Origin of the sequence: Microbacterium sp. 20-116, assembly GCF_041079415.1 — a bacterium.
Lineage (GTDB): Bacteria > Actinomycetota > Actinomycetes > Actinomycetales > Microbacteriaceae > Microbacterium.
The window spans coordinates 69,018-93,225 of the sequence record NZ_JBFYGP010000004.1 but is presented as its reverse complement, the minus strand read 5'-3'; the positions used below and the strand labels follow the sequence as shown (position 1 = coordinate 93,225).

Sequence of the window (24,208 nt, the reverse complement as noted above, 5' to 3'; positions counted from 1 at the left end):
GCGTCCGCACCGGCGCAGCATGGGGTCATGATGTCCCGCGACGACGCCACCGTCGAGTCCTCCCTCTCGCGCATCGCCGGGGAGCTGGCATCCGTCGTCGACCGCCTCGTCTCGGAGCCCGGCGACCTCGACGACGTGCTCGACGTGCTCACCGAGGTGGATCGTGTCTTCGTCCTCGGCGCGGGGCGCTCGGGCCTCGCGCTGCGCATGACGGCGATGCGCCTGATGCACCTCGGCCTCGAGGTGCACGTCGTCGGCGAGACCACGACACCCGCGATCGGCGCGAAGGACGCCCTGCTGACCGCCAGCGGCTCGGGCACCACCGGAGGCATCGTCCGCGCGGCAGAGACCGCGGCCGATGTCGGCGCCCGCGTCGTCGCGATCACCACCGCGCCCGACTCGCCGCTGGGGCGCGCCGCCGACGCCCTCGTCACCGTTCCCGCCGCCGCCAAGCTCGACCGCTCCGAGGCCGCCTCGACCCAGTACGCGGGCAGCCTCTTCGAGCAGGCCGTCGTGCTCGTGGGAGACGCGATCTTCGACGCCCTCTGGCACCGCTCGGGCCTCTCGGCCGATGAGATCTGGCCGCGCCACGCCAACCTCGAATGACCCACCCCGCAGAGAAGAAGGACCCCCTCATGAAGCTGCAGTTCGCCATGGACACCCTGTCCACCGAAGCCGCCCTCGACCTCGCCGCCGCCGCGGCGCCGCACGTCGACATCCTCGAGCTCGGCACCCCGCTCATCAAGAGCGAGGGCCTCTCCGCCATCACCGCGATCAAGCGCGCGCACCCCGACAAGATCGTCTTCGCCGACCTCAAGACGATGGATGCCGGCGAGCTCGAGGCCGACATCGCCTTCAGCGCCGGTGCCGACCTCGTCACCGTCCTCGGCTCGGCCGGCGACAGCACGATCGCCGGCGCCGTCAAGGCCGCCAAGAAGCACGGCAAGGGCGTGGTCGTCGACCTCATCGGCGTCGCCGACAAGCCCGCCCGCGCCAAGGAGGTCGTGGCCCTCGGCGCCGAGTTCGTCGAGATGCACGCCGGCCTCGACGAGCAGGCCGAGGAAGGCTTTACCTTCAGCACGCTGCTGCGCGACGGCGAGGCGGCCGGTGTGCCGTTCTCCGTCGCCGGAGGCGTCAACACCTCGAGCATCGCCGACGTGCAGAAGTCGGGCGCCCAGGTCGCCGTCGCCGGGAGCGCGATCTACAGCGCCCCCGACGTGGGTGCCGCGGCGGCCGCGCTGCGCGCCGCGATCGTCTGATCGCAGGGCCTCAACGAGAGAGGGACCGGGCCGAAACGGCCCGGTCCCTCTCTGACGTGGGAAGGATCACTCCTCGTCGTCGTCACCGATGATCTCGATGTCCTCGACCTCGAGCTCGGGGGTGAGCTGCACGTGCACGAGGGCGTCGGGGAACGAGGTCTGCCCAGCGAACACGACGATGATCGCGTCGGCGAAGACGCCCACGCCGATCGCCTCGAGGTCGGTGCGCAGGTCCACATCGGTGTCGAGCTCGTCATCGTCGAGCGCGTCCTCGATGTCGCTCGAGATCTCCTCGACGATCGCGCGCCAGCGCTCCTCGCCGACCGAGAGCACGTCCTTCAGGTTGCTCATGATCGCGTCGAGATCGGGCTCTTCGTCCTCGTCGAGCTCGGGGTCGAGGTCGACCTCCACCTCGACGCCGGCGGCATCCAGGTGTCCGGAACCGATGACGCTGTCTTCGTCGATCTGGGCGTCTTCGAGCAGGCCGCTCTCGGTGACGCGGCGGAGGAGGTCGTTCAGCACAGACTCAGTCATGAGAAAACCTTGCCACGTCGGTCGCGCTCGCGCCTCCCCATTGCGTGCGACGCTCCGTCTGTTCAACCGGCGGCATGCCGCGGTTCACCATCAGACGGCGGTGGCGCGCTCCGCGGCCTCGACGACGTTGGTCATCAGCAGGGCGACCGTCATGGGGCCGACTCCGCCCGGGTTGGGTGAGACGAAGCCGGCGACCTCGGCGACGTCGGGGTGCACGTCGCCGTACACGCGCGACTTGCCGGTCTCGGGGTCGGTCTCGCGCGTGACGCCCACGTCGAGCACCGCGGCGCCGGGTTTGACGTCGGCGGCACGCACGATGTGCTTCACGCCCGCGGCGGCGACGATGACGTCGGCCTCGCGCAGGTGCTTGGCGAGGTCGGCGGTGCCGGTGTGGGTGAGGGTCACGGTGGCGTTGATCTCACGGCGCGTGAGCAGCAGGCCGATCGAGCGACCGATGGTGACACCTCGACCCACGACGACGACCTCTTTGCCCTTCAGGTCGTAGTCGTTGCGCAGCAGCAGCTCGATGACCCCGCGCGGCGTGCACGGAAGCGGCGTGAGGATCGGCGCGTTGACGTTGAGCACGAGACGCCCGAGGTTGGTGGGGTGCAGGCCGTCGGCATCCTTCGCCGGGTCGATCCGCTCCAGGATCGCGTCGGTGTCGAGGTGCTTCGGCAGCGGCAGCTGCACGATGTAGCCGTGGCAGGCGGGATCGGCGTTGAGGCGGTCGATGACGGCCTCGACCTCTCGCTGCGTCGCCTCGGCGGGCAGCTCCACCTGGATCGAGTTCATGCCGATCGCCTCGGACTGCTTGTGCTTCATGCCGACGTACAGCTGCGACGCGGGATCCGCGCCCACGAGCACGGTGGCGATGCCGGGCACGATGCCTCGCTCGCGCAGAGCGGCGACACGCTCGGCCAGCTCCGCCTTGATCGCCGCCGACGCGGCCTTTCCGTCGAGAATCGTCGCCGTCATGGCATTCCTCTTCCTGGGTATCGATCGGGGTCGTGCGGGTGAGGTGTCGCACGCATAAACGCTGTCTGGTCGCAGAAACGCGCTCTCCTCGCGTTTATGTGCGCGAATTGCGTTTCTGCGTGGGGTGGGGCGGGCGGGCAGCGATCCGGCGCCGCAGGGACGCCGCGGCGGGTGCCCGGACCGGGGCCATCCGCTGTCACGCATAAACGCTATCCAGTCGCAGAAACGCGTTCTCCCCGCGTTTGCGTGCGCGGATCGCGTTTCTGCGTGGAGTGCACGGGCCGGGCTCGGCGCCCCGGGGCGACCGGACGGGGCGGATGCCGAGACCCCGCGCGGACGCGGGGACCGGGCACCGAGACCCCGCGCGGGCGCGGGGGCCGGGCACCGAGACCCGGCGCGGACGCGGGTACCGGGCACCGAGACCCCGCGCGGACGCGGGGACCGGGTACCGGGACGGGGCCGCACGCGCGACGCCCGCCCCGGCCGGGCTCACTGCTGCAGGTCGGGGTAGAGCGGGAAGGCGTCGGCCAGCTTCGCGACGCGTGCGCGCAGGGCCTCGACGTCGGCGCCGGGGATCAACGCGAGCGCGATGATGTCGGCCACCTCGGTGAACTCGGCGTCGCCGAAGCCGCGGGTCGCGAGCGCCGGGGTCCCGATGCGCAGGCCCGACGTCACCATCGGCGGGCGCGGGTCGTTCGGCACGGCGTTGCGGTTCACGGTGATGTGGATGTCGTGCAGCAGGTCTTCGGCCTGCTTGCCGTCGATCTCGGCTTCGCGCAGGTCCACGAGCACGAGGTGCACGTCGGTGCCGCCCGAGCGCACGGCGATGCCGGCGTTCTTGACGTCGTCCTGGGTGAGGCGGTCGGCGAGGATCGAGGCACCGCGCAGGGTGCGCTCCTGGCGCTCCTTGAACTCCGGCGTGAGAGCCAGCTTGAACGCCGTCGCCTTGGCGGCGATGACGTGCATGAGCGGGCCGCCCTGCTGGCCCGGGAAGACCGCGGTGTTGATCTTCTTCGCGAGGGCCTCGTCGTTGGTGAGGATGAGGCCCGAACGGGGGCCGCCGATCGTCTTGTGCACGGTGGTCGAGACGACGTGCGCGTGCGGGATCGGCGAGGGGTGCACGCCCGCGGCGACGAGACCGGCGAAGTGCGCCATGTCGACCCACAGCAGCGCGCCCACCTCGTCGGCGATCGCGCGGAAGGCGGCGAAGTCGAGCTGACGGGGGTATGCCGACCAGCCGGCGATGATGACCTTCGGCTTGTGCTCGACGGCGAGGCGGCGCACCTCGTCCATGTCGATGATCGAGGTCTCGGGGTCGACGCCGTAGGCGACGATGTCGTACAGACGACCCGAGAAGTTGATCTTCATGCCGTGGGTCAGGTGACCGCCCTGGTCGAGGGCGAGACCGAGCAGCGTGTCGCCGGGGCGGGCGATCGCGTGCAGCACGGCGGCGTTGGCCGACGCACCGGAGTGCGGCTGGACGTTGGCGAACTCGGCGCCGAACAGGGTCTTCGCCCGCTCGATCGCGAGCGACTCGGCGACGTCGACCTCTTCGCAACCGCCGTAGTACCGGCGACCGGGGTAGCCCTCGGCGTACTTGTTGGTCAGCACCGAGCCCTGCGACTGCAGCACCGAGACGGGAACGAAGTTCTCGGACGCGATCATCTCGAGGAAGCCGCGCTGGCGGTTGAGCTCGCGCTCGAGGACCTCGGCGATCTCGGGGTCGACCTCCGAGAGAGGGGCGTTGAAGTACGGATCGGTCATGCGATCTCCTTGACGATGGTTCCGGATGCCGCGGGCTCGGCGAGCCCGCGTAGATACCGCACCGACCCAGGCGTGCGGTCGAATACCGTCAAGCGGTCGCTCCCCGGTGGTTCCCCACCTCAACGCCAGTCGCGACGGTGCCACTTTAGCGGGTAAACCCGCCGCCGCCCCACGCATCTCGGCATCCACCGTTCCTCCACAGGGAGATCTCGGAGCGCGCGGTCCACTCGACGCCGAGGCATCGCGGATGCCGGGCTCCGAGGCCCGCGTAAAATGGCGGAGTGACCGACTCCCGCAACGTCCGCGCCCAGGCGCCTCTCGCTCCCGGCATGCGCCCCCGGCCGTCGGCGCTGGAGATCGGCAGTGTCATCTGCGGCCTGTTCGCCTTCGTGACCCTCGCCATCTGGGGCTTCCTGGCGTGGCCGTTCCCGTGGAACATCGTCGCCGGCATCGGCGCCCCGGCCCTGGCGATCCTGGTGTGGGCGCTGTTCGTCTCACCGCGGGCCGTGCTCGCCGTGCACCCCTTCGTGCGCGCGCTCGTCGAGCTGTTCGTCTACGCCGCCGCCACCGTCGCGTGGTGGAGCATGGGTCAAGCCTGGATCGGCCTGGTCTTCGCGATCGTCGCCGTCGTCCTCGGCGCGCTGAACGGGCGACGGCGCCTGGCATGACCGCCGAGGTCGTCGCGCTGCTCCGGGCCGAGCTCGGCGCGCGCGTCGACACGGACCCCGCCGCCCTCGAGGCGGCCCGCGCCGACAAGTCGGGCCACGCCGCCGAGGGCCTGCCCCTCGCCGTCGTGCACGCGGCATCCGTCGCCGATGTCCAGGCGGTGATGCGGATCGCCACCGCCACCCGCACCCCCGTCGTCCCCCGCGGAGCCGGCACGGGTCTCGCCGGCGGAGCGAACACCGGCGGTGGCGAGATCAGCCTCTCGGTGCGCGGTATGGACCGTGTGCTCGAGGTCCGCCCCGACGACCTCTTAGCCGTGGTCGAACCCGGCATCCTGAACGCCGAGCTCAACACGCGACTGGAACCGCACGGCGTGTGGTGGGCACCCGATCCGGCGAGCCGCGAGATCTCGACCGTCGGCGGCAACATCGCCACCGGCGCCGGCGGACTCCTGTGCGCGAAGTACGGCGTCGTGCGCGATGCGGTGCTCGGCGTCGACGTCGTCCTCGCCGACGGACGCCTCATGCGTTTCGGTCACCGCAGCGTCAAGGGCGTGACCGGCCTCGACCTCACCTCGCTCGTCATCGGCTCGGAGGGGACCCTCGGGGTCGTCGTGGGCGCCACCCTCAAGCTCCGCCGCCTCGTCGAGGGCGAACGCGTCACTCTCACCGCGCTGTTCGACGGTGTCCGCGCCGCCGCCGTCGCGTCCGCCGCGGTCACGGCCTCGGGAGTGCAGCCCGCGATCATGGAGTTGATGGATGCCACCAGCCTCGCCGCCGCGCATCGCCTGCTGTCCCTGCCCGCTCCTCCCGAGGGCGCCGCGCAGCTGACCATCCAGACCGACGGCCCGGTCGCCGCCGACGAGGCGGCCGAGATCGCCGAGGTTCTCCGCGAGGCGGGCGGCGCCGTCGCCGTGGCGGCGGACGCCGCCGAGGGCGAGGCGCTCCTGGCCGTCCGCCGCGCCATGCACCCCGCGATGGAGACGCTCGGCACCACCCTCATCGAAGACGTCTCGGTGCCGCGCAGCGCTCTGCCCGACATGTTCGACGAGATCGCGCGGATCGAACGGCAGTTCGGTCTGGTCATTCCCGCGGTCGCGCACGCCGGCGACGGTAACCTGCACCCGAACTTCGTGTTCGAGGGTCCCGAGGTGCCGCCGGTGGTGTGGGAGGCGGCCGAGGAACTGTTCCGCGCCGCACTCGCGCTCGGCGGAACCCTCACCGGCGAGCATGGGATCGGCGTGCTGAAGCGCCGCTGGTTGATCGACGAGCTCGGCGACGACCAGTGGGCCCTGCAGCGCGACATCGCGCGAGTGTTCGACCCGCTCGGCATCCTGAACCCGGGGAAGGTCTTCGGCCTCTGACGTCCGCCTGAGGCGCAGGCGACGTGATCAGACCGTGATATTGCTCAAGGCGTATCCGCAAGATCCGCTCGTAGCATAAGAAGACTGACTATCGGGGGGTTTGACTCATGACCGACGGCGCACCTGGCACCGACGGCGCAACCTACGCCTGGGCACCGCCCGAGCCGACGAAGCGCAAGAACCGTTCCGGCCTGTGGATCGGCATCCCCGCCGGTGCAACGGCCGTGGCTCTCATCGCCGCCTCCCTCGTGCTGATCGCGCCGGGTGCCTCGGTCGCGGGTGTGCAGATCGGCGGTCTCACCGCCGGTGCCGCAGCCCAGGCCATCTCGAACCGTCTCGCCGAGACCACGGTCACCGTCGACTCCCCCGCCGGCGCCGTCACCGTCACCGGTGCCGACCTCGGCGCGACCGTCGACGCCGCGGCCCTCGCCGACAAGGCCTTCTCCGACAACCCGATGTGGAAGCCCGCTTCGTGGTTCCCCGAGGGCACCGGGGTGCAGGTGCAGGTCAATGCCGACCAGGCCGCGACCGCACTGAAGAACCGCGCCCCCGGCACCTACCGCGCCCCCGTCGACGCGACCATCGCGTACGACGCCGGCTCGCAGGTGTACGTGACCACTCCCGCCGAAGCGGGCGAGGGCATCGACGTGGCCGCCGTGATCTCGGCGCTGCAGTCGGCTTTCGACGCCGGCCAGCCCACCACCACCGTCGACGCCACCCTCGTCCCCGTCGATGCCCCCGTATCGACCGACGAGGCGAACGCCGCCGTGGCCACGCTCAACGGCATCCTCGACTCGGCCGGCTTCTACGTCGGCGAAGAGCGCACCGTCCCCGTCGACCGCGCGACCGCCGCATCGTGGCTCACCGTCACCCCCGACGGCAAGGGCGACTTCGCCATCTCGGCCGACGCCGCCGCGATCCAGTCCGCCGTCGCCGGCCTGCCCGGTGCGGTCGACCGCGCCCCCGTCAACGCCGACGTGATCGTCGACACCGGCGGAGAGGTCATCAAGGCGCTCACCGAGGGCCAGACCGGTCGCACGCTCGGCGACACCAGCGGTGTGGCCGCGGCCTTCGCGAAACAGCTCGCCGAGGGCAACGGGCGCTACGCCCTCCCCGTCACCGAGACGGCCTTCGACACTACGAAGACCGAGCGCCGGATCGACGTCAACCTGAGCACGCAGACCACGACGCTCTGGCAGAACGGCCAGGTGTACCGTACGTACACGATCTCGTCGGGCGCGGGCGACCACGCCACCCACACCGGAAACTTCCGCATCGGCTGGAAGACCGCGATGCAGGACATGGGCTGCGTTCCCGGCTACGACTACTGCACCAAGGACGTCCCCTGGGTGGCCTACTTCAACGGTGACGAGGGCTTCCACGGCACCTACTGGCACAACAACTTCGGGACGCCGATGAGCCACGGCTGCATCAACATGACGATCCCGCAGGCCAAGGAGCTGTACGACTGGGCCTACCGCGGTACCGAGGTCTCGGTCCACTACTGAGCCCGGGTCTTCGAGGGGGTGGATGCCATCGGCATCCGCCCCCTCTTCCGTTTCCGCGGCCCTTCCCGGCGTCTCGCGGAGCGTGAGCAGCCGCGAAGTGCTGTTCGGGCTCGCGTCCGGTCTCCTCCGCAAACCCGAGAGGGGCGGATGCCATCGGCATCCGCCCCTCTCGGGTTCCCGCTCAGCGCAGGGCGTCGACCACCGCGTTCAGCGTGGCCGAGGGGCGCATGACCTTCTCGACGAGCTCAGTGTTCGGGCGGTAGTACCCGCCGATCTCGGCGTGGTGTCCCTGGACGGCGTTCAGCTCGGCGACGATCGTCTGCTCCGAGGCTTCCAGCTTCTCGGCGACCGGGGCGAAGACCTCGGCGAGGGCGGCGTCCGTCGACTGCTTCGCCAGCTCCTGCGCCCAGTACAGGGCGAGGTAGAAGTGGCTTCCGCGGTTGTCGATCGTGCCGAGGGCACGGCCGGGCGACTTGTCGTTCTCGAGGAACGTGCCGGTCGCCGCGTCCAGCGTCTGCGCGAGCACGCGCGCGCGCTCGTTGCCCGTCGTGTCGGCGAGGTGCTCGAGCGAGGCCGCGAGTGCGAAGAACTCGCCCAGCGAGTCCCAGCGGAGGTAGTCCTCTTCCACGAGCTGCTGCACGTGCTTCGGGGCCGAACCGCCCGCACCGGTCTCGAACAGGCCGCCGCCCGCGAGCAGGGGGACGATCGAGAGCATCTTGGCGCTCGTACCCACCTCGAGGATCGGGAACAGGTCGGTCAGGTAGTCGCGCAGCACGTTGCCGGTGACCGAGATCGTGTCCTCGCCGCGGCGGATGCGCTCGAGCGAGTACGTCGTGGCCGCAGCGGGGGCGAGGATCTCGATCGTGAGGCCCTCGGTGTCGTGGTCGGCGAGGTACTCGTTGACCTTGGCGATGAGGTTGCGGTCGTGCGCGCGGGTCTCGTCGAGCCAGAACACGGCCGGAACCCCGGTCGCGCGCGCGCGGGTGACGGCGAGCTTCACCCAGTCGCGGACCGCGACGTCTTTGGTCTGGGTCGCGCGCCAGATGTCACCGGTGTTCACCTCGTGCTCGAGCAGCACGTCGCCGTTCGAGGCGACGACCTGCACGCGACCGGGCGCGGGGATCTCGAACGTCTTGTCGTGGCTGCCGTACTCCTCGGCGGCCTGCGCCATCAGACCGACGTTCGGCACCGAGCCGATCGTGGCGGGGTCGAGCGGACCGTTCGCAATGACGTCCTCGATGGTGGCCTGATACACACCGGCGTACGAGGAGTCGGGGATGACGGCCAGAGTGTCGTCCTCTCCCCCGTCGGCGCCCCACAGCTTGCCGCCATTGCGGATCAGCGCCGGCATGGAGGCGTCGACGATCACGTCGCTCGGCACGTGCAGGTTGGTGATGCCCTTGTCGCTGTTGACGTACGACAGGCGGGGGCCGGATGCCAGCGCATCGCGGATCTCGGAGGCGATGGCGTCGCCGCCCTCGACGTTCGACAGACCCGAGAGGATCGAGCCGAGACCGTCATTGGGGGTGAGGCCCGCGGCGGCGAGAGCATCACCGTGGCGGTCGAACACGTCGGCGAAGAACGCCTTGACGACGTGACCGAAGATGATCGGGTCGCTGACCTTCATCATCGTGGCCTTGAGGTGCACGGAATAGAGCACGTCGTCGGACTTCGCTTCGGCCAACGTGTCGGCGAGGAAAGCGTCGAGGGCCGCGGCCGAGAGGAAGGTGGCATCCACGATCTCGCCCTGGAGGACCTTCAGGCCCTCTTTGAGCGTCTTGGTGGCGCCGTCGGCCGCCACGTGCTGGATCGTGAGCACGTCGTCGTCGGCGAGGACGACCGACTTCTCGTTCGAGCGGAAGTCGTCGTGACCGAGGGTCGCGACGCGGGTCTTCGAGCCCTCGGCGAACGCCTTGTTGCGGTGCGGGTGCTTCTTCGCGTAGTTCTTCACCGCGAGCGGCGCGCGACGGTCGCTGTTGCCCTCGCGCAGCACGGGGTTCACGGCGGATCCCTTGATGCGGTCGTAGCGGGCGCGCACGTCCTTGTCTTCGACGCTCGACGCCTCGTCCGGGTAGTCCGGGATGTCGTAGCCCTGCGACTGGAGCTCGGCGATGGCCGCCTTCAGCTGCGGGATGGATGCCGAGATGTTGGGCAGCTTGATGATGTTCGCCTCGGGGAGCGTCGCGAGACCGCCCAGCTCGGCCAGCGCGTCGCCGACCTGCTGCTCGGGGGTGAGGCGCTGCGGGAAGGCCGCGAGGATGCGGCCGGCGAGCGAGATGTCGCGGGTCTCGACGTCGACACCCGCCTGCTTCGTGACGGCCTGCACGATGGGCAGGAACGACGCGGTGGCAAGTGCCGGCGCCTCGTCGGTGTACGTGTAGATGATGGTGGAATCGGGCACGTCAGATCTCTCCGTAGAGGCGGCCAGGGTTGTGTTTCAGCCTATCGCACGTGGGCAAAGTCTCTTGATATCGAGATAGTTCACGGATGATCCCCACCCCGCGGGAAGCCGCATCTCAGGCGCGGATGCCGTGTTCTCGAGCGGTCTTCGGGTGCGCCAGGGTGTCACGGGTGAGATCCGCAACGCGCATCCATCCGGGCCCGTCGACGCGGATACCGCCGGCGACGAGGGCGTCGATCCCGGCGTCCACTTCCCGCGGGCGCAGCGAGGGGGCAGGAGGCTCCCTCGACGCATGCGGGGGCATGAGCTCTTGGGGGCGCGGTGGCGGCGCGCTAGCCTGGGCCCATGGCTGACCTGCGTCTCGTCGAACTGTCCGCCGCCACGATCGTGGCGGTGAACACCCTCTCGCTCAAGCCCGGGCAGGAGCAGTTCCTCGCTCCGGTCAGCTACGGCATCGCCGCGACCGTCAGCAACCCGCAGACCTCGTGGCAGCGCGTCGTGCTCGACGCCGACGAGGTCGTGGGCTTCGTCAGCGCCAACTTCGACCCCGAAGCACCCGAGGAGCACTTCCGCTCCGTGCTGTGGCGCATCAACGTCGACGCCGACGAGCAGGGCCGCGGCGTCGGCAGCTTCGCCATCGCCGCCGTGCTCGAAGAGGCCCGCGGTCGCGGAATGGATCACGTCGACGTCATCTACGAGCCCGGTGTCGGCGGACCCGAGGCCTTCTTCCAGCGCGTGGGCTTCGAGCCCGTCGGCGAGACGGAGTACGGCGAGATCGTCGCCCGCGTGAACGTCTGACGGCGGTCGCACCCGCTTTCGTGCGCGGCGCCACCCTTGCCGCGCGAGCGACCCCGGTGGTGGCACGCAGAACCGGAGAATCGCACCGCGATCGGATCGGCGGGGACGCCGCATCCGATGTCGGCGCGGTTCTCCGCTCACGGTCAGCACGTCTGAACCTCCGGTTCAGCCGACGGAGCAGACGGCAGAAGCACCGGATGCCACGCCCCCGAGGGAACGTGGCATCCGGTGTGCGGAGTCAGACCAGAGACTCCCGCCATGCCGCGTGAAGCTGGGCGAACTTGCCCGTGCCGGCGATGAGGGCGTCGGGAGTGTCGTCCTCGATGATGCGGCCGTGCTCCATGACCAGGACGCGGTCGGCGATCGCCACCGTGGACAGGCGGTGGGCGATGATGATGGCCGTGCGGTCAGCGAGAAGCGTCTGCAGGGCGTTCTGGATCTGACGCTCGCTGGGGATGTCGAGCGAGGCGGTGGCCTCGTCGAGGATCAGCACGGCCGGGTCGGCGAGGAACGCGCGCGCGAACGAGATCAGCTGACGCTGACCCGCCGAGACGCGGCCACCGCGCTTGTTCACGTCGGTGTCATAACCGTCGGGCAGCTTCGAGATGAAGGCGTCGGCGCCCACAGCGCGGGCGGCGGCGCGGATCTCGTCCATCGTGGCGTCGGGCTTGCCGAGCGCGATGTTGTCAGCGACCGTCCCGCTGAACAGGTACGCCTCCTGTGTGACCATCACGATCGCTCGGCGGAGATCCTTCGGGTGCAGGCGACGCAGGTCGACGTCATCGAGGGTCACCGAACCCTTCGTCGGGTCGTAGAAGCGCGAGATGAGCTTGGCGAGCGTCGTCTTGCCGGCGCCGGTGGTCCCGACCAGGGCGATCGTCTGCCCCGCGGGGATGTCGAGCGTGAACTCCGGCAGGATGACGCGGCCCTCGGTGTAACCGAAGGTGACCTCGTCGAAGCGGACGTGCCCGCGGGCACTCCACAGGTCTACGGGGTCGATCGGGTCGGGAACCGTCGGCTCCTCCTCGAGTACGCCCGACACCTTCTCGAGCGCAGCCGTGGCGGATTGATAGGAGTTCAGGAAGAACGCGACCTCCTGCAGCGGCGAGAAGAAGTTGCGCACGTAGAGGACCGCCGCCGTGAGGACACCGATCTCGAGCGGCCCCGCGATCACTCGTCCACCGCCCCACAGCAGCACGACCGCCACCGAGACCGCCGCCACCGCCATGATGCCCGGCTCGAACGTTCCGAAGAGTCTGATGGAGCGCATGTTGACGTCGCGATAGTCGGCCGCGAGCTTGCCGAACTCCTGGTCGTTGCGGGGTTCTTTTCGGAACGCCTTGACGGCGCGGATGCCGGTCATGGACTCGACGAACTTCACGATCACCTGCGCGCTGATGACGCGCGACTCACGGTAGATGACCTGCGAGCGCGAGTAGAACCACCGCATGAGCAGGTACATCGGGATGCCCATGACGGTCAGGATCAGGCCCGACTGCCAGTCGATGAGGAACAGAGCGCCGAGGGTGAAAAGTCCGTAGAGGACACCCGAGACGAGCTCGTTCAGACCGCCGTCGAGCAGCTCGCGGATGGTGTCGAGATCGCTCGTCTGACGCGAGATGATGCGGCCCGACGTGTACGACTCGTGGAACTCGAGGCTGAGCTTCTGCGTGTGCAGGAAGATGCGCTTGCGGAGGTCGAGCATGACGGCCTGCGTCAGACGCGCAGCGACGACGACGTACCACCCGATCAGGACGGCGCCGCCGATCCCCGCGAGCAGGTACACGCCGACGACGCCGATGGTCGGCATCCAATCCGATCGCTCGATGACGGCCGGCAGGGCGTTGTCGATGCCGAACGCGATGAGGGCGGGACCGGCGACGCGGAGCGCCGTCGATACGACGAGCACGGCGCCGGCGAGGACGAGCTGCCAGCGCAGGGGCGAGACGAGCGAACCGAGAAGGCGCAGCGAACGCTGGCGGATGGAGCGGCTCTCGTCGCGCGTGTAGTCGGAGCGGTCCTCGCCGCTGGTCCCGGAGACGGTGGCGGTGCTCATCGGGTCGCCTCCTTTCCGGCGAAGGAATCATCGTCGATGACGGGGATCGCCCCCGTTCGCGCTTCGCGCTCAGCCTCTTCGAGGCTCGAGATCACGTAGCGGTAGTGGTCGCTCTGCCGGAGCAGGTCGGAGTGCGTGCCGACTGCGGTGATACGCCCCTCCTCCAGAAGGGCGACGCGGTCGGCGAGGGTGACCGTCGAGGGCCGGTGGGCCACGATCAGGGCGGTCGTCTCGCTGAGCACCTCGCGAAGGGCATCCTCGACGAGCGCCTCGGTGTCGACGTCGAGCGCCGAGAGAGGGTCGTCGAGAACGAGCACGGCCGGGCGGGCGGCGACGGCACGCGCAAGGGCGAGACGCTGACGCTGGCCACCGGAGAGGCTGAGCCCTTCCTCCCCGATGACGGTGTCGAGGCCGTCGGGCAGGTCGTACACGAAGTGGGCCTGGGCCACCTGCAGCGCCTCGCGCAGGATCTCTTCGGCCTCGTCGGACCCAGGCGTGAGGTCCTCCCTACCAAGCAGCACGTTGTCGCGCACGGTCTGCGAGAACAGCGTGGCGTCTTCGAATGCCATGCCCACGTGCCGGCGCAGCTCCGCGAGGGTGAGATCGCGCACATCGACACCGTCGATCAGCACGCGACCGCCGGTGACGTCGTAGAGGCGGCCGGGAAGCGTCGTGAGCGTGGTCTTGCCCGAGCCGGTCAGACCGACGAGGGCCATGGTCTCGCCCGGGTGCAGCACCAGGTCGACGCCGTCGAGCAGGTCGCGCTCGGCGTCCGCGGCATCCTGGTAACGGAAGTGGGCGCTCTCGAACGCCAGCTCTCCGCGAGGCTGCGCGATGGTGCGCGGGTTCTCAGGGTCGACGATCGTGTTCTGCTCGTCGAACACCTCGAAGATGCGATCGGTCGCCGTCCGCGCGTCGAGCAGGAAAGAGAAGAGAAAGCCGATCGATTCCATCGGCCAGCGCAGCACGGTCGCCATCGCGAAGAACGCGACGAGTTCGGGCACCTGCAGCTGCCCCAGCTGGGTCAGCACGATTCCGGCGCCCAGGCAGACCGCGAAGGCGATGTCGGGAAGCAGCACAAGCCAGAACCAGATCCACCCGACCGCGCGGGCCTTGTCGATCTCGGTCTCGCGCAGCGACTCTGCCTGACGGGTGAACTTCTTCAGGGCATGTGCGCCGCGGCCGAAGGCCTTGAGGACGCGGATGCCGTGAACGCTCTCTTCCACGGAGGTGGCAAGGTCGCCCGCCTGGTCCTGGCTCTGCCGCGTGAGCGCGCCATAGCGCTTCTCGAACCGGAACCCGACGTAGATCACCGGGGCGGAGGTGACGAGGAAGAGCGCGCCGAGCACCCAGTGCCAGCGGAACAGCAGTACGGCGCCGATGGCGATCGTGAGCATGTTGACGACGAGCAGGATGACGCCGAAGGCCAGCCAACGACGGAGCATGCTGATGTCCTGCATCATGCGCGAGAGCAGCTGGCCGGACTGCCACCGGTCGTGGAAGGCGACCGGCAGGCGCTGCAGGCGCGAGTAGAACGACTGGCGCAGGTCGTACTCGACCTTGGTTGCGGGCGCGAGGACGAACCAGCGCCGCAGCCACACCATCGCGGCTTCGGCGAGGCCGAGACCGAGCACGGCGAGGGAACCCCACACCAGGGCGGTGGGGTCGAGGGAGGCGATGGGGCCGGCGACGATCTGCTCGAGCACCAGGGGGATGGCGAGCGCCAGAAGGCTGGCGATGAGCGCGGTGACGGCACCGGCGATGAGGCGCGGGAGTACCGGGCGCGCGATGGGCAGAAGCCGCGCGAGCGCGCGCGGCGTCGAAAGACGGGGCGGATGAGCGGAGGGAGTCATGATCCTCGTGGGGTCGAAGCGGGCGCCGGGATCGGGCGCAGAAAGGGGTGCCGGAGGCGCGACGAAAATCGTCAGTCGGGGCGAAGCGGTGCGTCGAAACGCGAACGCGGAGCCCTAGAGGCGTCGGCCGGGTCGTGAGACGGCGGAGGGCGCGACGACGGCCGGGGCGACGAAGGCGTCGGTCTGGTCCATGGCATCCTCCTTGTTCGATGAAGCTTCCGCGGGGGGACGGCAGCCCTCCAGAATATGTCTGAGAGAACGCTGGAAGCAAGAGTCTCTTCCCCAATTCCCGCCGGTCAGGTCGCCGATTCGCGCGACAGCAGACTCTGCTTCACTCGCGTTCCCCATGCGAAACCCCCCATGGATCCATCCGCGCGCAGGACGCGATGACAGGGAACGAAGAGCGCTACCGCGTTCCGCGCGCAGATGGACGCGGCCGCCCGCACAGCCGTCGGAGACCCGAGCGCTGTGGCGAAGCCCGTGTAGGTGAGGGGCGTCCCGGGGGTGATGGCGCGCAGCGCCTCCCACCCGGCCAGTTGCAGGCGCGTCCCCCGCTGAGAGACGACGACGGAGTCGATCGCACCGATATCGCCCGCGTAGTACGCACGAACAGCATCAGCGGCCGTCGTCGTGCCCCGACGGACGTCGGCTGGACGCTGATCCGGTCGGAGCCGCGCGAGGACGGCGTCGGTGTCATCGGTCCACCCCGACACGATCACCCGGTCGACCTCATCGGCAAGGATCGCGAACGCACCGTCGGGGGTATCGACGAACTGGAGGGTGGCGGCGGTCATGCGGGGTTCTCGCTCTCTGTGACGGAATCGGGTGAGGGGGTCAGGACGACGTCGGCGCGCATGCCCGAGGCTCGCCGACGGGTGGGGGACGCCGCGACTGCGGCCGCCGTCTCGGCCGGTGCGCGCCAGGACTGGGTCACCGGAGCGGCATACCAGTAGTGCGCCATCGCGTAGCTGCGCCAGGGCGCAGATCGCTCCGACCACGCGGTGAAGCCCGCCGGATCGGAGGGGAGCCCGAGGGCTGCCGCACCGGCGCGGGCCGCGACGTCGCCGGGAAGCAGGACATCGGGATCGCCGAGCACGCGCATGCGCACGTAATCGGCTGTCCACGGGCCGATCCCTCGCATCGCCAGCAGCCGCTCGCGCTGCTCCGCGCCGTCGTCGCCGGCGCCGAGCTCGAGGCGGCCGTCGGCCAGCGCTGCCGCCGCCTCGACGATGGCCCGCATGCGCGCCGCGGGCCCGCGAAGGACCTCGAGCCCGTGCTCGGCGATCACCGCCGGCGTGGGGAAGAGAGCGAGCGGCCTCGGGCCGATGGCGGTGGGTTCGCCGAGTTCGGCCGTCAGCCGGCCCTGCATGGTCCGGGCCGACGCCACGCTGATCTGCTGCCCGATCATGGCCCGCAACAGCATCTCGTGGGCGTCGACCGCACCGGGAACCCGCACACCGGGGATCGCCGCCACGGCGGGGGCGAGCTCGGGATGCCGGGCGAGAGCCTCGTCGATCGCGAGGGGGTCGGCGTCGAGGTCGAACAGTCGGCGAACGCGGGCGATGAGCGTGCCGAGGTCGGCCAAGGCCGACAACCGCGCGCGCAACCGGAGCCGACCGTCGTCGGCGAGGCGCACCTCGAACCACGCCGGGCCGCCCGGGAGGCGAGCGACACGCGCGAACGAGCGGTCGCCGCCCTCCTCGACGCCCGGAATCGCATGAGCCCTCATCCACCCGAAAAGGCCGACGGTGTCGATCGGCCCTCGCACCGGCAGGGCGAGGTCGATCTCGCCCGCCGCGGCCTCGACACCCGAGGTGTGGGAGCGTCGCGCACGGAGATCGCGCGGCGGCATCCCGAACACCTCGCCGATGGTCTCGGTGAACTGACGGATGCTCGAGAACCCGGAGGAGAACGCCACGTCGGCCGAGGGGAGGTCGGTCCCCACCAGCAGCGCCCGTGCGGTGTGCGCGCGCTGCGCGCGGGCGAGCGCGAGAGGCCCGGCCCCGAGCTCGGCGGTGAGGAGCCGGGTGAGGTGCCGCGACGAATAGCCGAGGCGCCGCGCGAGCCCCGGAACCCCCTCGCGGTCGACGACGCCGTCGGCGATGAGGCGCATGGCCCGCGCGGCCACGTCTTGGCGGACGTCCCACAGGGGAGAGCCGGGAGCGGCCTCGGGCAGACACCTCTTGCAGGCGCGATAGCCCGCCTCGTGCGCCGCGGCGGAGGTGGCGTAGAAGGTGACGTTCTCTTCCTTCGGCGTGCGCGCAGGGCAACTCGGACGGCAATAGATGCGCGTCGAACGCACCGCCGTGACGAACTGCCCGTCGAAGCGGCGGTCGCGCGACTGGATCACGCGATAGCGCTCGGCGAAGCCCGCGGGCTCGGAGACGGAAGTGGTCATGGCATCCACCCTGCCATCGACCTCCGACATCGACTGGCGGAAATCGGACACGGCCGTGCGGGCCGGCTCGACCGTCCCCTCGCGGTCGTCGGGCCTGGGCGCAACCCCCGTGCGATGTCGGAGGTCGTGGGTAGCGTGAGGAACATGAGCGAACGCGAATACGACCTCATCGTCATCGGCGCCGGCCCCGTCGGCGAGAACGTGGCCGACCGTGCCGTGCAGGCCGGTCTCACCGCCGCCATCGTCGAATCCGAGCTCGTCGGCGGCGAGTGCTCGTACTGGGCGTGCATGCCCTCGAAGGCTCTCCTGCGCAGCGCCGCAGCCCTGCGCGCCGCCCGCGACGTCGACGGCGCGAAGCAGGCCGTCACCGGCGACCTCGATGTCGACGCGGTGCTCCGCCGTCGCGACACCATGACCAGCGACTACAACGACTCCGGTCAGGTCGAGTGGCTGCAGGGCGCGGGCATCGACCTCGTGCGCGGCCACGGCCGCCTGACCGGCGAGAAGCGCGTACGCGTCACCGCCGAAGACGGCGCGACGACCGACCTCCTCGCCCGGCATGCGGTCGCCGTCTGCACCGGCTCCGCTGCACTCCTCCCCGATATCCCGGGTCTCGCCGACATCGCGCCGTGGACCAGCCGCGAGGCCACCGCCGTGCAGCGAGTCCCCGGTTCTCTCGCGATCATCGGCGGCGGCGTCGTGGGCGCCGAAATGGCAACCGCGTTCCAGAGCCTCGGCACCACCGTCACCCTCGTCGCCCGCTCGGGCCTTCTCGGGGGCAACGAGCCGTTCGCCGGCGAGCTCGTCGCATCCTCGCTCCGCGACCGCGGCGTCACGATCAAAGAGGGAGCGGATGCCACGTCCGCCCGCCGCGACGACGACGGGCGCGCGGTGCTCGAGCTGTCCGACGGCACCACCGTCACCGCCGACGAGGTTCTCGTCGCCGTCGGTCGTACTCCGCGCACCGGCGATCTCGGTCTGGATGCCGTGGGCCTCGACGCCGACACCTGGCTCGACGTCGACGACACCCTCCTCGTCCGCGGTTTCGACTGGCTCTACGCCGTAGGCGACGTCAACCACCGCGCCCTGCTCACCCATCAGGGCAAGTACCAGGCCCGGGCTGCGGGCGACGTGATCGCCGCTCGGGCGAAAGGCGACGAGGTCGACGACGCTCCCTGGGGCGCGCACGTCGCCACCGCCGACCACGACGCGGTCCCCCAGGTGACGTTCACCGACCCTGAGGTGGCATCCGTCGGTCTCACCGCACAGAAAGCGGAGCAGAAGGGCCTGAACGTGAAGGTGCTCGACTACGACCTCGCAAGCATCGCCGGGTCGAGCGAGCAGTCCGACGCCTACGTCGGCAAGGCCCGTGCGATCGTCGATCTCGACCGGGGTGTTCTCATCGGCGCTACCTTCGTCGGACCCGACATCGCCGAACTGCTGCACTCCGCCACGGTTGCGATCGTCGGCGAGGTGCCGGTGAAGCGTCTGTGGCACGCGGTTCCCTCGTACCCGACCGTCAGCGAGGTCTGGTTGCGCCTGCTCGAGACGCTCGGGCGCGACTCCGCCTGAGACCGGGGCCCGCGCGAGCGCCGAGAAACGCTCCCCCGCCCCCGCTCGTAGCGAGGCTCCGACGTGCGCCGAGAAGCGCGCGAACGAAACGGGCTCGCTGCGTCACGTTGTCCCACTCAGCGCGGTGTTGTTGGCGGCGGTTTCGTCTCCACGCCCGCGCCCGCACGGCGTAAGGTCGCCTCATGCCCCGCATCGTCGCCCTCCTTCGCGGCGTCGGCGGACCGACGGCGCTGAAGATGCCCGCGCTGCGTGAGGTGTTGGCATCCGAGGGTCTGGGTGAGGTCGAAACGCTGCAAGTCGCCGGCAACATCGTGCTCGACGACGGCGGGCGCTCCCCCGGCGAGATTGCGGGCGTGATCCGCGGTGCCGTGCGCACGGCGTTCGGCTTCGACCTCCCGGTCATCGTGCGCACCCACACCGAACTCGCGGATGCGCACGCTCGGAATCCGTTCGCCGGCGCGGCCGAAGGTCGGTGGGTTCAGACCGTGTTCCTCGCGGAACCTCCGGCCCCGGAGAAAAAGATCGTCGTCCCGGCGGATTACCCCGAAGAGGCGATGCTGGATGGTCGCGAGGTGTTCGTGCGGTATCCCGAAGGAATCGGCGGCTCGAAGCTGCAGGCAGCCTGGTTCGAGAAACGCCTCGGTGTGACGGGCACCGTGCGCAACGCGAACACGGTGGCCAAGCTCGTCGCGCTGAGCGCCTGACCGCGGCCGCGCACCCGACCGCAGGCGCGAGCCCCGCTCGGGGCGCACTCCGCCGCTCGGGGCGCACTCCGCCGTTCGGCGAATGACGTCCACCACCGCCGCGAAACGCGCCCCACAGCGCACATCACGCCACCCCGACCACGCATAAACGCCGTGCGCGCTCAGAAACACGAGCACCACGCGTTTCTGCGCGCGCACCGCGTTTCTACCCCGCACACGCACCGACACCCGCCCCGCCCCCCGCACACGCGACGACGCCGCCGCAGCCGAAGCTGCGACGGCGTCGAACGCACCGAGAGGTCTCAGTGGAAGAAGTGGCGCTCCCCGGTGAAGAACATGGTCACTCCGGCGGCGCGCGCGGCGTCGATGACCTCGGCATCCCGAACCGAACCGCCGGGCTGGATGATGGCCGAGATGCCCGCGTCGATCAGCACCTGGGGGCCGTCGGCGAAGGGGAAGAACGCATCGGATGCCGCGATGGAGCCGCGCGCACGGTCACCGGCGCGCTCCACCGCGAGGCGGCACGAGTCGACGCGGTTGACCTGGCCCATGCCGATGCCGACGGTGGCCGACCCCTGGGCGAGCACGATCGCGTTCGACTTCACCGCGCGGCACGACTTCCAGGCGAAGATGAGGCTCTCCATGTCTTCGTCCGCGGGACGCTCACCCGAGACGAGCTCCCAGTCCTTCGCGACCGACTCGATGTCGTCGGGGAAGCGGTCCGCGTCCTGCAGGAGGAGTCCGCCCGAGACGAGGCGCACGTCCATGCGCTCCTGCTGCCAGTCGGCGGGCAGACGCAGCACGCGCAGGTTCTTCTTGAGCTTGAACACCTCGAGCGCCTCGGGCTCGAAATCGGGGGCGATGACGACCTCGGTGAAGATGTCGCGCAGGTTCTCTGCCATCTTGAGCGTGACCGTGCGGTTCGCGGCGATCACGCCGCCGAACGCCGACACGGGGTCGCACTCGTGCGCGCGCAGGTGCGCCGAGGCGATCGGGTCGAGGGCGTTGGGGGCCGCGACCGCGATGCCGCAGGGGTTCGCGTGCTTGATGATCGCCACGGCCGGCTTGACCATGTCGAAAGCGGCGCGCAGCGCCGCGTCGGCGTCGACGTAGTTGTTGTACGACATCTCTTTGCCCTGCAGCTGCGTGGCCTGGGCGATGCCGTGGCCGCCGACGCGCGTGTAGATCGCGGCGCGCTGGTGCGAGTTCTCGCCGTAGCGCAACGTCGACAGACGCTCGGCCTTGATCGTCAGGTGCGCGGGCAGATCGATGTCGTCGGCGAGGGTGCCCTCGGCGAACCACGTCGACACGGCGGTGTCGTAGGCGGCGGTGTGCGAGAACGCGCGGGCTGCGAGCTCGCGGCGCTGCGCGAGGGTCGTGCCGCCCTCACCCTGCAGCGCGTCGATGATGGCGGGGTACGACTCGGGCGAGACGACGATGGCGACGTTCGCGTGGTTCTTCGCCGACGCGCGCACCATGGCGGGGCCGCCGATGTCGATCTGCTCCACCACGTCGTCGCCCTGGGCACCGGATGCCACGGTCTCGACGAACGGGTAGAGGTTGACGACCACGAGCTCGAAGGGGCGGATCTCCAGCTCCTCGAGCTGCGCCTCGTGCGAGGCCAGGCGCAGGTCGGCGAGCAGTCCCGCGTGCACGCTCGGGTGCAGGGTCTTCACGCGCCCGTCGAGCGACTCGGGGAAGCCCGTGACGGCCGAGACGTCGGTGACGTCGTACCCGGCGTCGCGCAGCAGAGTCGCCGAGCCCCCGGTCGAGACGATCTCGACACCGGCGGCGGCGAGTGCTGCGCCGAGGTCGAGCAGACCGGTCTTGTCGCTCACCGACACCAGCGCGCGGCGGATCGGGACGACGTCGCGGGGGCGGTAGTCGGCGGGGTCGTGGCGGGGTCCGGCCATGGCGTTCGGCTCCTGTGTCTCGAGTCGGGTTCGGATGCGCGACGGGCCGACGCCCGTCGGGCGGGTCAGGCGGTTCGGGATGCCGTGGCGGCGAGGTCGAGCTCGCCCTCGGCGATGCGGCGCACGACGTCGATGAGCAGACGTCGTTCGACGGGCTTGATGCGATCGTGCAGAGAGTCCTCGTCGTCGCCGGGGAGCACCGGGATGCGCTCCTGAGCGAGGATGGGGCCGGTGTCGACGCCGGAATCGACGACGATCACGCTCGCTCCGGTCTGCGAGGCGCCCGCGGCGAGCGCGTCGCGCACCCCGTGTGCGCCGGGGAACTCGGGCAGGTACGCGGGGTGGGTGTTGATGATGCGGGGCTCCCACGCGGCGACGAGGTCGGCGGGCAGCAGGCGCATCATGCCGCTGAGCACGACGAGGTCGGGGTTCCACACGGCGAGCTGCGCCCCGAGTTCGGCGCCCCACTCCTCTCGCGACGCGAATGCGCTGAAGGGGACGAGGAAGGTCGGGATGCCGAAGTGCTCGGCGTGGGCGAAGCCGTCGGCCTCGCGATCGGCACCGACCGCGATCACGCGCGCCGGAAAGCCGGGGGCCGAGGCCGCCTCGAGCAGGGCGCGGAGGTTCGAGCCGGTGCCGGAGATGAGGACGGCGACCGTGAGCACGCGCTCAGTCTACGCAGGTGCGTCCGCGCGCGCGGGCCCTCGAGAGCAGCCGGGGACCGCCGGCTCGAAGCCGGCCGTACCGGCCGAGCGGGTCGGGCCCGGGCCGAACGCCCCCGGTCGGCCGGCCCGATCGTGTGGCGGTCAGCGCCTGTCGTCGGGCTCGCCGCCGTGCTCCGACCAGGCGGCGCGGATGCGCGCACGCACCTCGTCGTCGCTGAGTTCGTCGGGTGCGCCCCCGCTCGCGCCCGCCACGGGGCTCTCGGAGACGGGCGGCGAAGAGACGGGCGGCGAAGACACGGGCGACGCTGAAGAAGGGGATGATCCCCGAGCGCTCCCCCGTACCCCCAGCGCGGTGTCGGTCGCCACGGCATCCGGATCGCGGTACGAGCTCGGCCAGACGTCGTGCGAGATGCCCGCGCCGGCGGGCGAGCCGGTCGGGGTCGGGCCGGTCCAGTGCTCGTCGCGGTCGAAGGGCGTGTGCTCGCGCGCGAAGAACGAGAAGCCCCGGTCGTTGCGCTCCTCGTACCGGTCGTCGCTCTCGTACCCGCCGAAGCGCGGGCTGAGCAGCAGGATCGCGAGCCCCACCAGCACCTCGAGGCCGAGCGTCAGGGCGAGCGGGCCCGGCTGCGGGCCCGTATCGGCGAGGCGGCCGGGACCGATCGACCCCGACGAGACCACGGCGGCGAGCGCACCCATGCCGCCGGTGAGTGCCGCGACCGCGACGGCCAGGACCGACCGGGGTCCCAGCGGCTCGGGGCCGGTGGTCGATGGCATCCGGGATCGCAGGATCCACCCCGTCAACGCGCCCACGGCGATCGGCAGCAGCATGAGCAGCAGCAGCCACGACGAGGTCGAATCGGGCACCGCGCCCAGCACCGGGATGCCGGGGAGCGCACCGACCTGCGTCGCGGCCGGGGTGACCGCGGTGTCGGTGCCGAGCGCGAAGCCCGGCCCGGCGGCGAACGACATGGCCCAGAGCACGAGCGTGGGGAGGTAGAAGAGCTGACCGAGGGCGATGACGGTCGCGCCGATGCCGTCGGCGTTACTGGCCTGGTACAGCCCGATCACCTGCGAAGCGCGGGCGATGAGACCCGCCAGCACGACCACCGCGCCCACCGAGACGAGTCCCAGAGTGGTGATCGCCAGGCCCCGCAGCGCGAGTGCGGGAACGGGCGCCCAGGCGCTCGGCATCCGCTCGATCCATCCGCGTACGGCATCGACCGGCCCGTCGTCGCCCACGCGCCAGGCGCCCACGACGGCGCCGATGAGCGAGGGCACGAGGAAGATCAGCGTCGGCAGCAGGATGGCGAGCCAGGTTTCGGATGCCACGAGCGAAGCCTGTGAGGTGAGCGCGATGCCCGCCGAGAGAGCCGCGAAGACCAACGAGCCCGAGAGCCACCCGGTGAGACCGGCGCCCGCCTCTGCGGCGCGAGAGCCGGAACGGGCGGCGAAGAGGCCGGTGAAGGCCGCGAAGGCCAGGGGGGCGAGAGACAGCGTGAATGTCGCGAACGTCGGGTCGATGCCGGTCGCGGCGAGGTAGGCGTCGGGCAGGGTGATGGTCACCGGCACGAGGTGGCCGAGGTGCCAGATCGCGGCCGACGCGGGCCACAGAGCGCTCCAGTCGGGATTGCCGACGCCGAACACCCACAGCAGCGTGAGCGGTGCGAGCACGACGGCGATGCCACCGGCGGTCGCCAGGACGGCGTCGAGGGCGGCGAGGAGAGCGATGAGGAGGCGATGCATGGGCGAGAGGAACCCTACCCGCGCCGCCTCAGCCCG

At 70.5% G+C, this 24,208-nt stretch carries 19 protein-coding genes and 1 riboswitch; of the genes, 8 read left to right on the top strand and 11 right to left on the bottom strand.

From position 1 onward, the window contains the following. The first annotated feature begins 27 nt into the window (after positions 1 to 27). Positions 28 to 606, top strand: coding sequence for a 6-phospho-3-hexuloisomerase (gene hxlB, locus AB6V29_RS09710; RefSeq protein ID WP_307315386.1), 579 nt, complete (start codon positions 28 to 30; stop codon positions 604 to 606). 29 nt (positions 607 to 635) lie between these two features. After that, positions 636 to 1,259, top strand: coding sequence for a 3-hexulose-6-phosphate synthase (gene hxlA, locus AB6V29_RS09705; protein ID WP_210072196.1), 624 nt, complete (start codon positions 636 to 638; stop codon positions 1,257 to 1,259). 66 nt (positions 1,260 to 1,325) lie between these two features. Here hxlA and AB6V29_RS09700 read toward each other — a convergent pair whose 3' ends face one another. From AB6V29_RS09700 to glyA, 3 genes are all read right to left on the bottom strand, one after another. Next, on the bottom strand, positions 1,326 to 1,793 hold the full coding sequence (locus AB6V29_RS09700) for a cytochrome C5 (RefSeq protein ID WP_369358317.1): 468 nt from the start codon (positions 1,791 to 1,793) through the stop codon (positions 1,326 to 1,328). Between the two features lie 90 nt (positions 1,794 to 1,883). Next, entirely contained in the window at positions 1,884 to 2,768 is an 885-nt protein-coding gene (locus AB6V29_RS09695; RefSeq protein ID WP_210072198.1) for a bifunctional methylenetetrahydrofolate dehydrogenase/methenyltetrahydrofolate cyclohydrolase, read from the bottom strand. A 489-nt stretch (positions 2,769 to 3,257) separates the two neighbouring features. After that, entirely contained in the window at positions 3,258 to 4,532 is a 1,275-nt protein-coding gene (gene glyA / locus AB6V29_RS09690) for a serine hydroxymethyltransferase (protein WP_210072199.1), read from the bottom strand. 57 nt (positions 4,533 to 4,589) lie between these two features. After that, positions 4,590 to 4,675: riboswitch (ZMP/ZTP riboswitch) on the bottom strand. Between the two features lie 138 nt (positions 4,676 to 4,813). On the opposite strand from glyA, the gene AB6V29_RS09685 reads away from it, so the two are divergent. From AB6V29_RS09685 to AB6V29_RS09675, 3 genes are all read left to right on the top strand, one after another. Continuing rightward, entirely contained in the window at positions 4,814 to 5,200 is a 387-nt protein-coding gene (locus tag AB6V29_RS09685; protein ID WP_267786283.1) for a YrdB family protein, read from the top strand. After that, entirely contained in the window at positions 5,197 to 6,561 is a 1,365-nt protein-coding gene (locus AB6V29_RS09680; protein ID WP_369358315.1) for an FAD-binding oxidoreductase, read from the top strand. The genes AB6V29_RS09685 and AB6V29_RS09680 overlap by 4 nt, the downstream gene beginning before the upstream one ends. A 107-nt stretch (positions 6,562 to 6,668) precedes the next feature. Next, positions 6,669 to 8,069, top strand: coding sequence for a L,D-transpeptidase family protein (locus tag AB6V29_RS09675; protein WP_369358313.1), 1,401 nt, complete (start codon positions 6,669 to 6,671; stop codon positions 8,067 to 8,069). Between the two features lie 181 nt (positions 8,070 to 8,250). On the opposite strand, the gene AB6V29_RS09670 is transcribed toward AB6V29_RS09675, so the two are convergent. After that, entirely contained in the window at positions 8,251 to 10,470 is a 2,220-nt protein-coding gene (locus tag AB6V29_RS09670) for an NADP-dependent isocitrate dehydrogenase (protein ID WP_369358311.1), read from the bottom strand. 345 nt (positions 10,471 to 10,815) lie between these two features. On the opposite strand from AB6V29_RS09670, the gene AB6V29_RS09665 reads away from it, so the two are divergent. After that, positions 10,816 to 11,268 carry an N-acetyltransferase gene (locus AB6V29_RS09665; protein ID WP_210072204.1) on the top strand — a complete coding sequence of 151 codons (453 nt, stop codon included), beginning with the start codon at positions 10,816 to 10,818 and terminating at the stop codon, positions 11,266 to 11,268. Between the two features lie 238 nt (positions 11,269 to 11,506). Here the strand turns inward: AB6V29_RS09665 and AB6V29_RS09660 are convergent, their stop codons facing one another. From AB6V29_RS09660 to AB6V29_RS09645, 4 genes are all read right to left on the bottom strand, one after another. Further along, the gene (locus AB6V29_RS09660) at positions 11,507 to 13,324 is read right to left on the bottom strand and encodes an ABC transporter ATP-binding protein (RefSeq protein ID WP_267786278.1); all 1,818 of its coding nucleotides are present in this window, start codon (positions 13,322 to 13,324) and stop codon (positions 11,507 to 11,509) included. Beyond that, the gene (locus AB6V29_RS09655; RefSeq protein WP_267786277.1) at positions 13,321 to 15,177 is read right to left on the bottom strand and encodes an ABC transporter ATP-binding protein; all 1,857 of its coding nucleotides are present in this window, start codon (positions 15,175 to 15,177) and stop codon (positions 13,321 to 13,323) included. The genes AB6V29_RS09660 and AB6V29_RS09655 overlap by 4 nt, the downstream gene beginning before the upstream one ends. Positions 15,178 to 15,473: 296 nt before the next feature. Further along, complete coding sequence (locus tag AB6V29_RS09650) at positions 15,474 to 15,971, bottom strand: methylated-DNA--[protein]-cysteine S-methyltransferase (protein ID WP_267786276.1); 498 nt, start codon at positions 15,969 to 15,971, stop codon at positions 15,474 to 15,476. Next, on the bottom strand, positions 15,968 to 17,575 hold the full coding sequence (locus AB6V29_RS09645; protein WP_267786275.1) for an AlkA N-terminal domain-containing protein: 1,608 nt from the start codon (positions 17,573 to 17,575) through the stop codon (positions 15,968 to 15,970). The genes AB6V29_RS09650 and AB6V29_RS09645 overlap by 4 nt, the downstream gene beginning before the upstream one ends. A 144-nt stretch (positions 17,576 to 17,719) precedes the next feature. On the opposite strand from AB6V29_RS09645, the gene AB6V29_RS09640 reads away from it, so the two are divergent. Beyond that, positions 17,720 to 19,147 carry an NAD(P)/FAD-dependent oxidoreductase gene (locus tag AB6V29_RS09640; RefSeq protein WP_369358306.1) on the top strand — a complete coding sequence of 476 codons (1,428 nt, stop codon included), beginning with the start codon at positions 17,720 to 17,722 and terminating at the stop codon, positions 19,145 to 19,147. Between the two features lie 182 nt (positions 19,148 to 19,329). Then, a complete protein-coding gene (locus tag AB6V29_RS09635; protein ID WP_369358304.1) occupies positions 19,330 to 19,851 on the top strand; it encodes a DUF1697 domain-containing protein in 522 nt (173 codons plus the stop codon). A 302-nt stretch (positions 19,852 to 20,153) separates the two neighbouring features. Here the strand turns inward: AB6V29_RS09635 and purH are convergent, their stop codons facing one another. From purH to AB6V29_RS09620, 3 genes are all read right to left on the bottom strand, one after another. After that, positions 20,154 to 21,764, bottom strand: a complete 1,611-nt coding sequence (purH, locus tag AB6V29_RS09630) for a bifunctional phosphoribosylaminoimidazolecarboxamide formyltransferase/IMP cyclohydrolase (RefSeq protein ID WP_369358303.1) — start codon at positions 21,762 to 21,764, stop codon at positions 20,154 to 20,156. 65 nt (positions 21,765 to 21,829) lie between these two features. Next, entirely contained in the window at positions 21,830 to 22,429 is a 600-nt protein-coding gene (gene purN / locus AB6V29_RS09625; RefSeq protein WP_369358300.1) for a phosphoribosylglycinamide formyltransferase, read from the bottom strand. A 141-nt stretch (positions 22,430 to 22,570) separates the two neighbouring features. Continuing rightward, entirely contained in the window at positions 22,571 to 24,172 is a 1,602-nt protein-coding gene (locus AB6V29_RS09620) for a DUF6350 family protein (RefSeq protein WP_369358298.1), read from the bottom strand. Positions 24,173 to 24,208 lie beyond the last annotated feature (36 nt).

Bases quoted from the DNA above. Each gene is read 5' to 3' on its own strand.
- AB6V29_RS09675 (WP_369358313.1), top strand. From the start codon at position 6,669: ATGACCGACGGCGCACCTGGCACCGACGGCGCAACCTACGCCTGGGCA.
- AB6V29_RS09655 (WP_267786277.1), bottom strand. From the start codon at position 15,177: ATGACTCCCTCCGCTCATCCGCCCCGTCTTTCGACGCCGCGCGCGCTC.
- AB6V29_RS09695 (WP_210072198.1), bottom strand. From the start codon at position 2,768: ATGACGGCGACGATTCTCGACGGAAAGGCCGCGTCGGCGGCGATCAAG.
- AB6V29_RS09660 (WP_267786278.1), bottom strand. From the start codon at position 13,324: ATGAGCACCGCCACCGTCTCCGGGACCAGCGGCGAGGACCGCTCCGAC.
- AB6V29_RS09650 (WP_267786276.1), bottom strand. From the start codon at position 15,971: ATGACCGCCGCCACCCTCCAGTTCGTCGATACCCCCGACGGTGCGTTC.
- hxlA (WP_210072196.1), top strand. From the start codon at position 636: ATGAAGCTGCAGTTCGCCATGGACACCCTGTCCACCGAAGCCGCCCTC.
- purH (WP_369358303.1), bottom strand. From the start codon at position 21,764: ATGGCCGGACCCCGCCACGACCCCGCCGACTACCGCCCCCGCGACGTC.
- AB6V29_RS09620 (WP_369358298.1), bottom strand. From the start codon at position 24,172: ATGCATCGCCTCCTCATCGCTCTCCTCGCCGCCCTCGACGCCGTCCTG.
- AB6V29_RS09645 (WP_267786275.1), bottom strand. From the start codon at position 17,575: ATGACCACTTCCGTCTCCGAGCCCGCGGGCTTCGCCGAGCGCTATCGC.
- glyA (WP_210072199.1), bottom strand. From the start codon at position 4,532: ATGACCGATCCGTACTTCAACGCCCCTCTCTCGGAGGTCGACCCCGAG.
- AB6V29_RS09680 (WP_369358315.1), top strand. From the start codon at position 5,197: ATGACCGCCGAGGTCGTCGCGCTGCTCCGGGCCGAGCTCGGCGCGCGC.
- AB6V29_RS09640 (WP_369358306.1), top strand. From the start codon at position 17,720: ATGAGCGAACGCGAATACGACCTCATCGTCATCGGCGCCGGCCCCGTC.
- AB6V29_RS09700 (WP_369358317.1), bottom strand. From the start codon at position 1,793: ATGACTGAGTCTGTGCTGAACGACCTCCTCCGCCGCGTCACCGAGAGC.
- AB6V29_RS09635 (WP_369358304.1), top strand. From the start codon at position 19,330: ATGCCCCGCATCGTCGCCCTCCTTCGCGGCGTCGGCGGACCGACGGCG.
- hxlB (WP_307315386.1), top strand. From the start codon at position 28: ATGATGTCCCGCGACGACGCCACCGTCGAGTCCTCCCTCTCGCGCATC.
- AB6V29_RS09665 (WP_210072204.1), top strand. From the start codon at position 10,816: ATGGCTGACCTGCGTCTCGTCGAACTGTCCGCCGCCACGATCGTGGCG.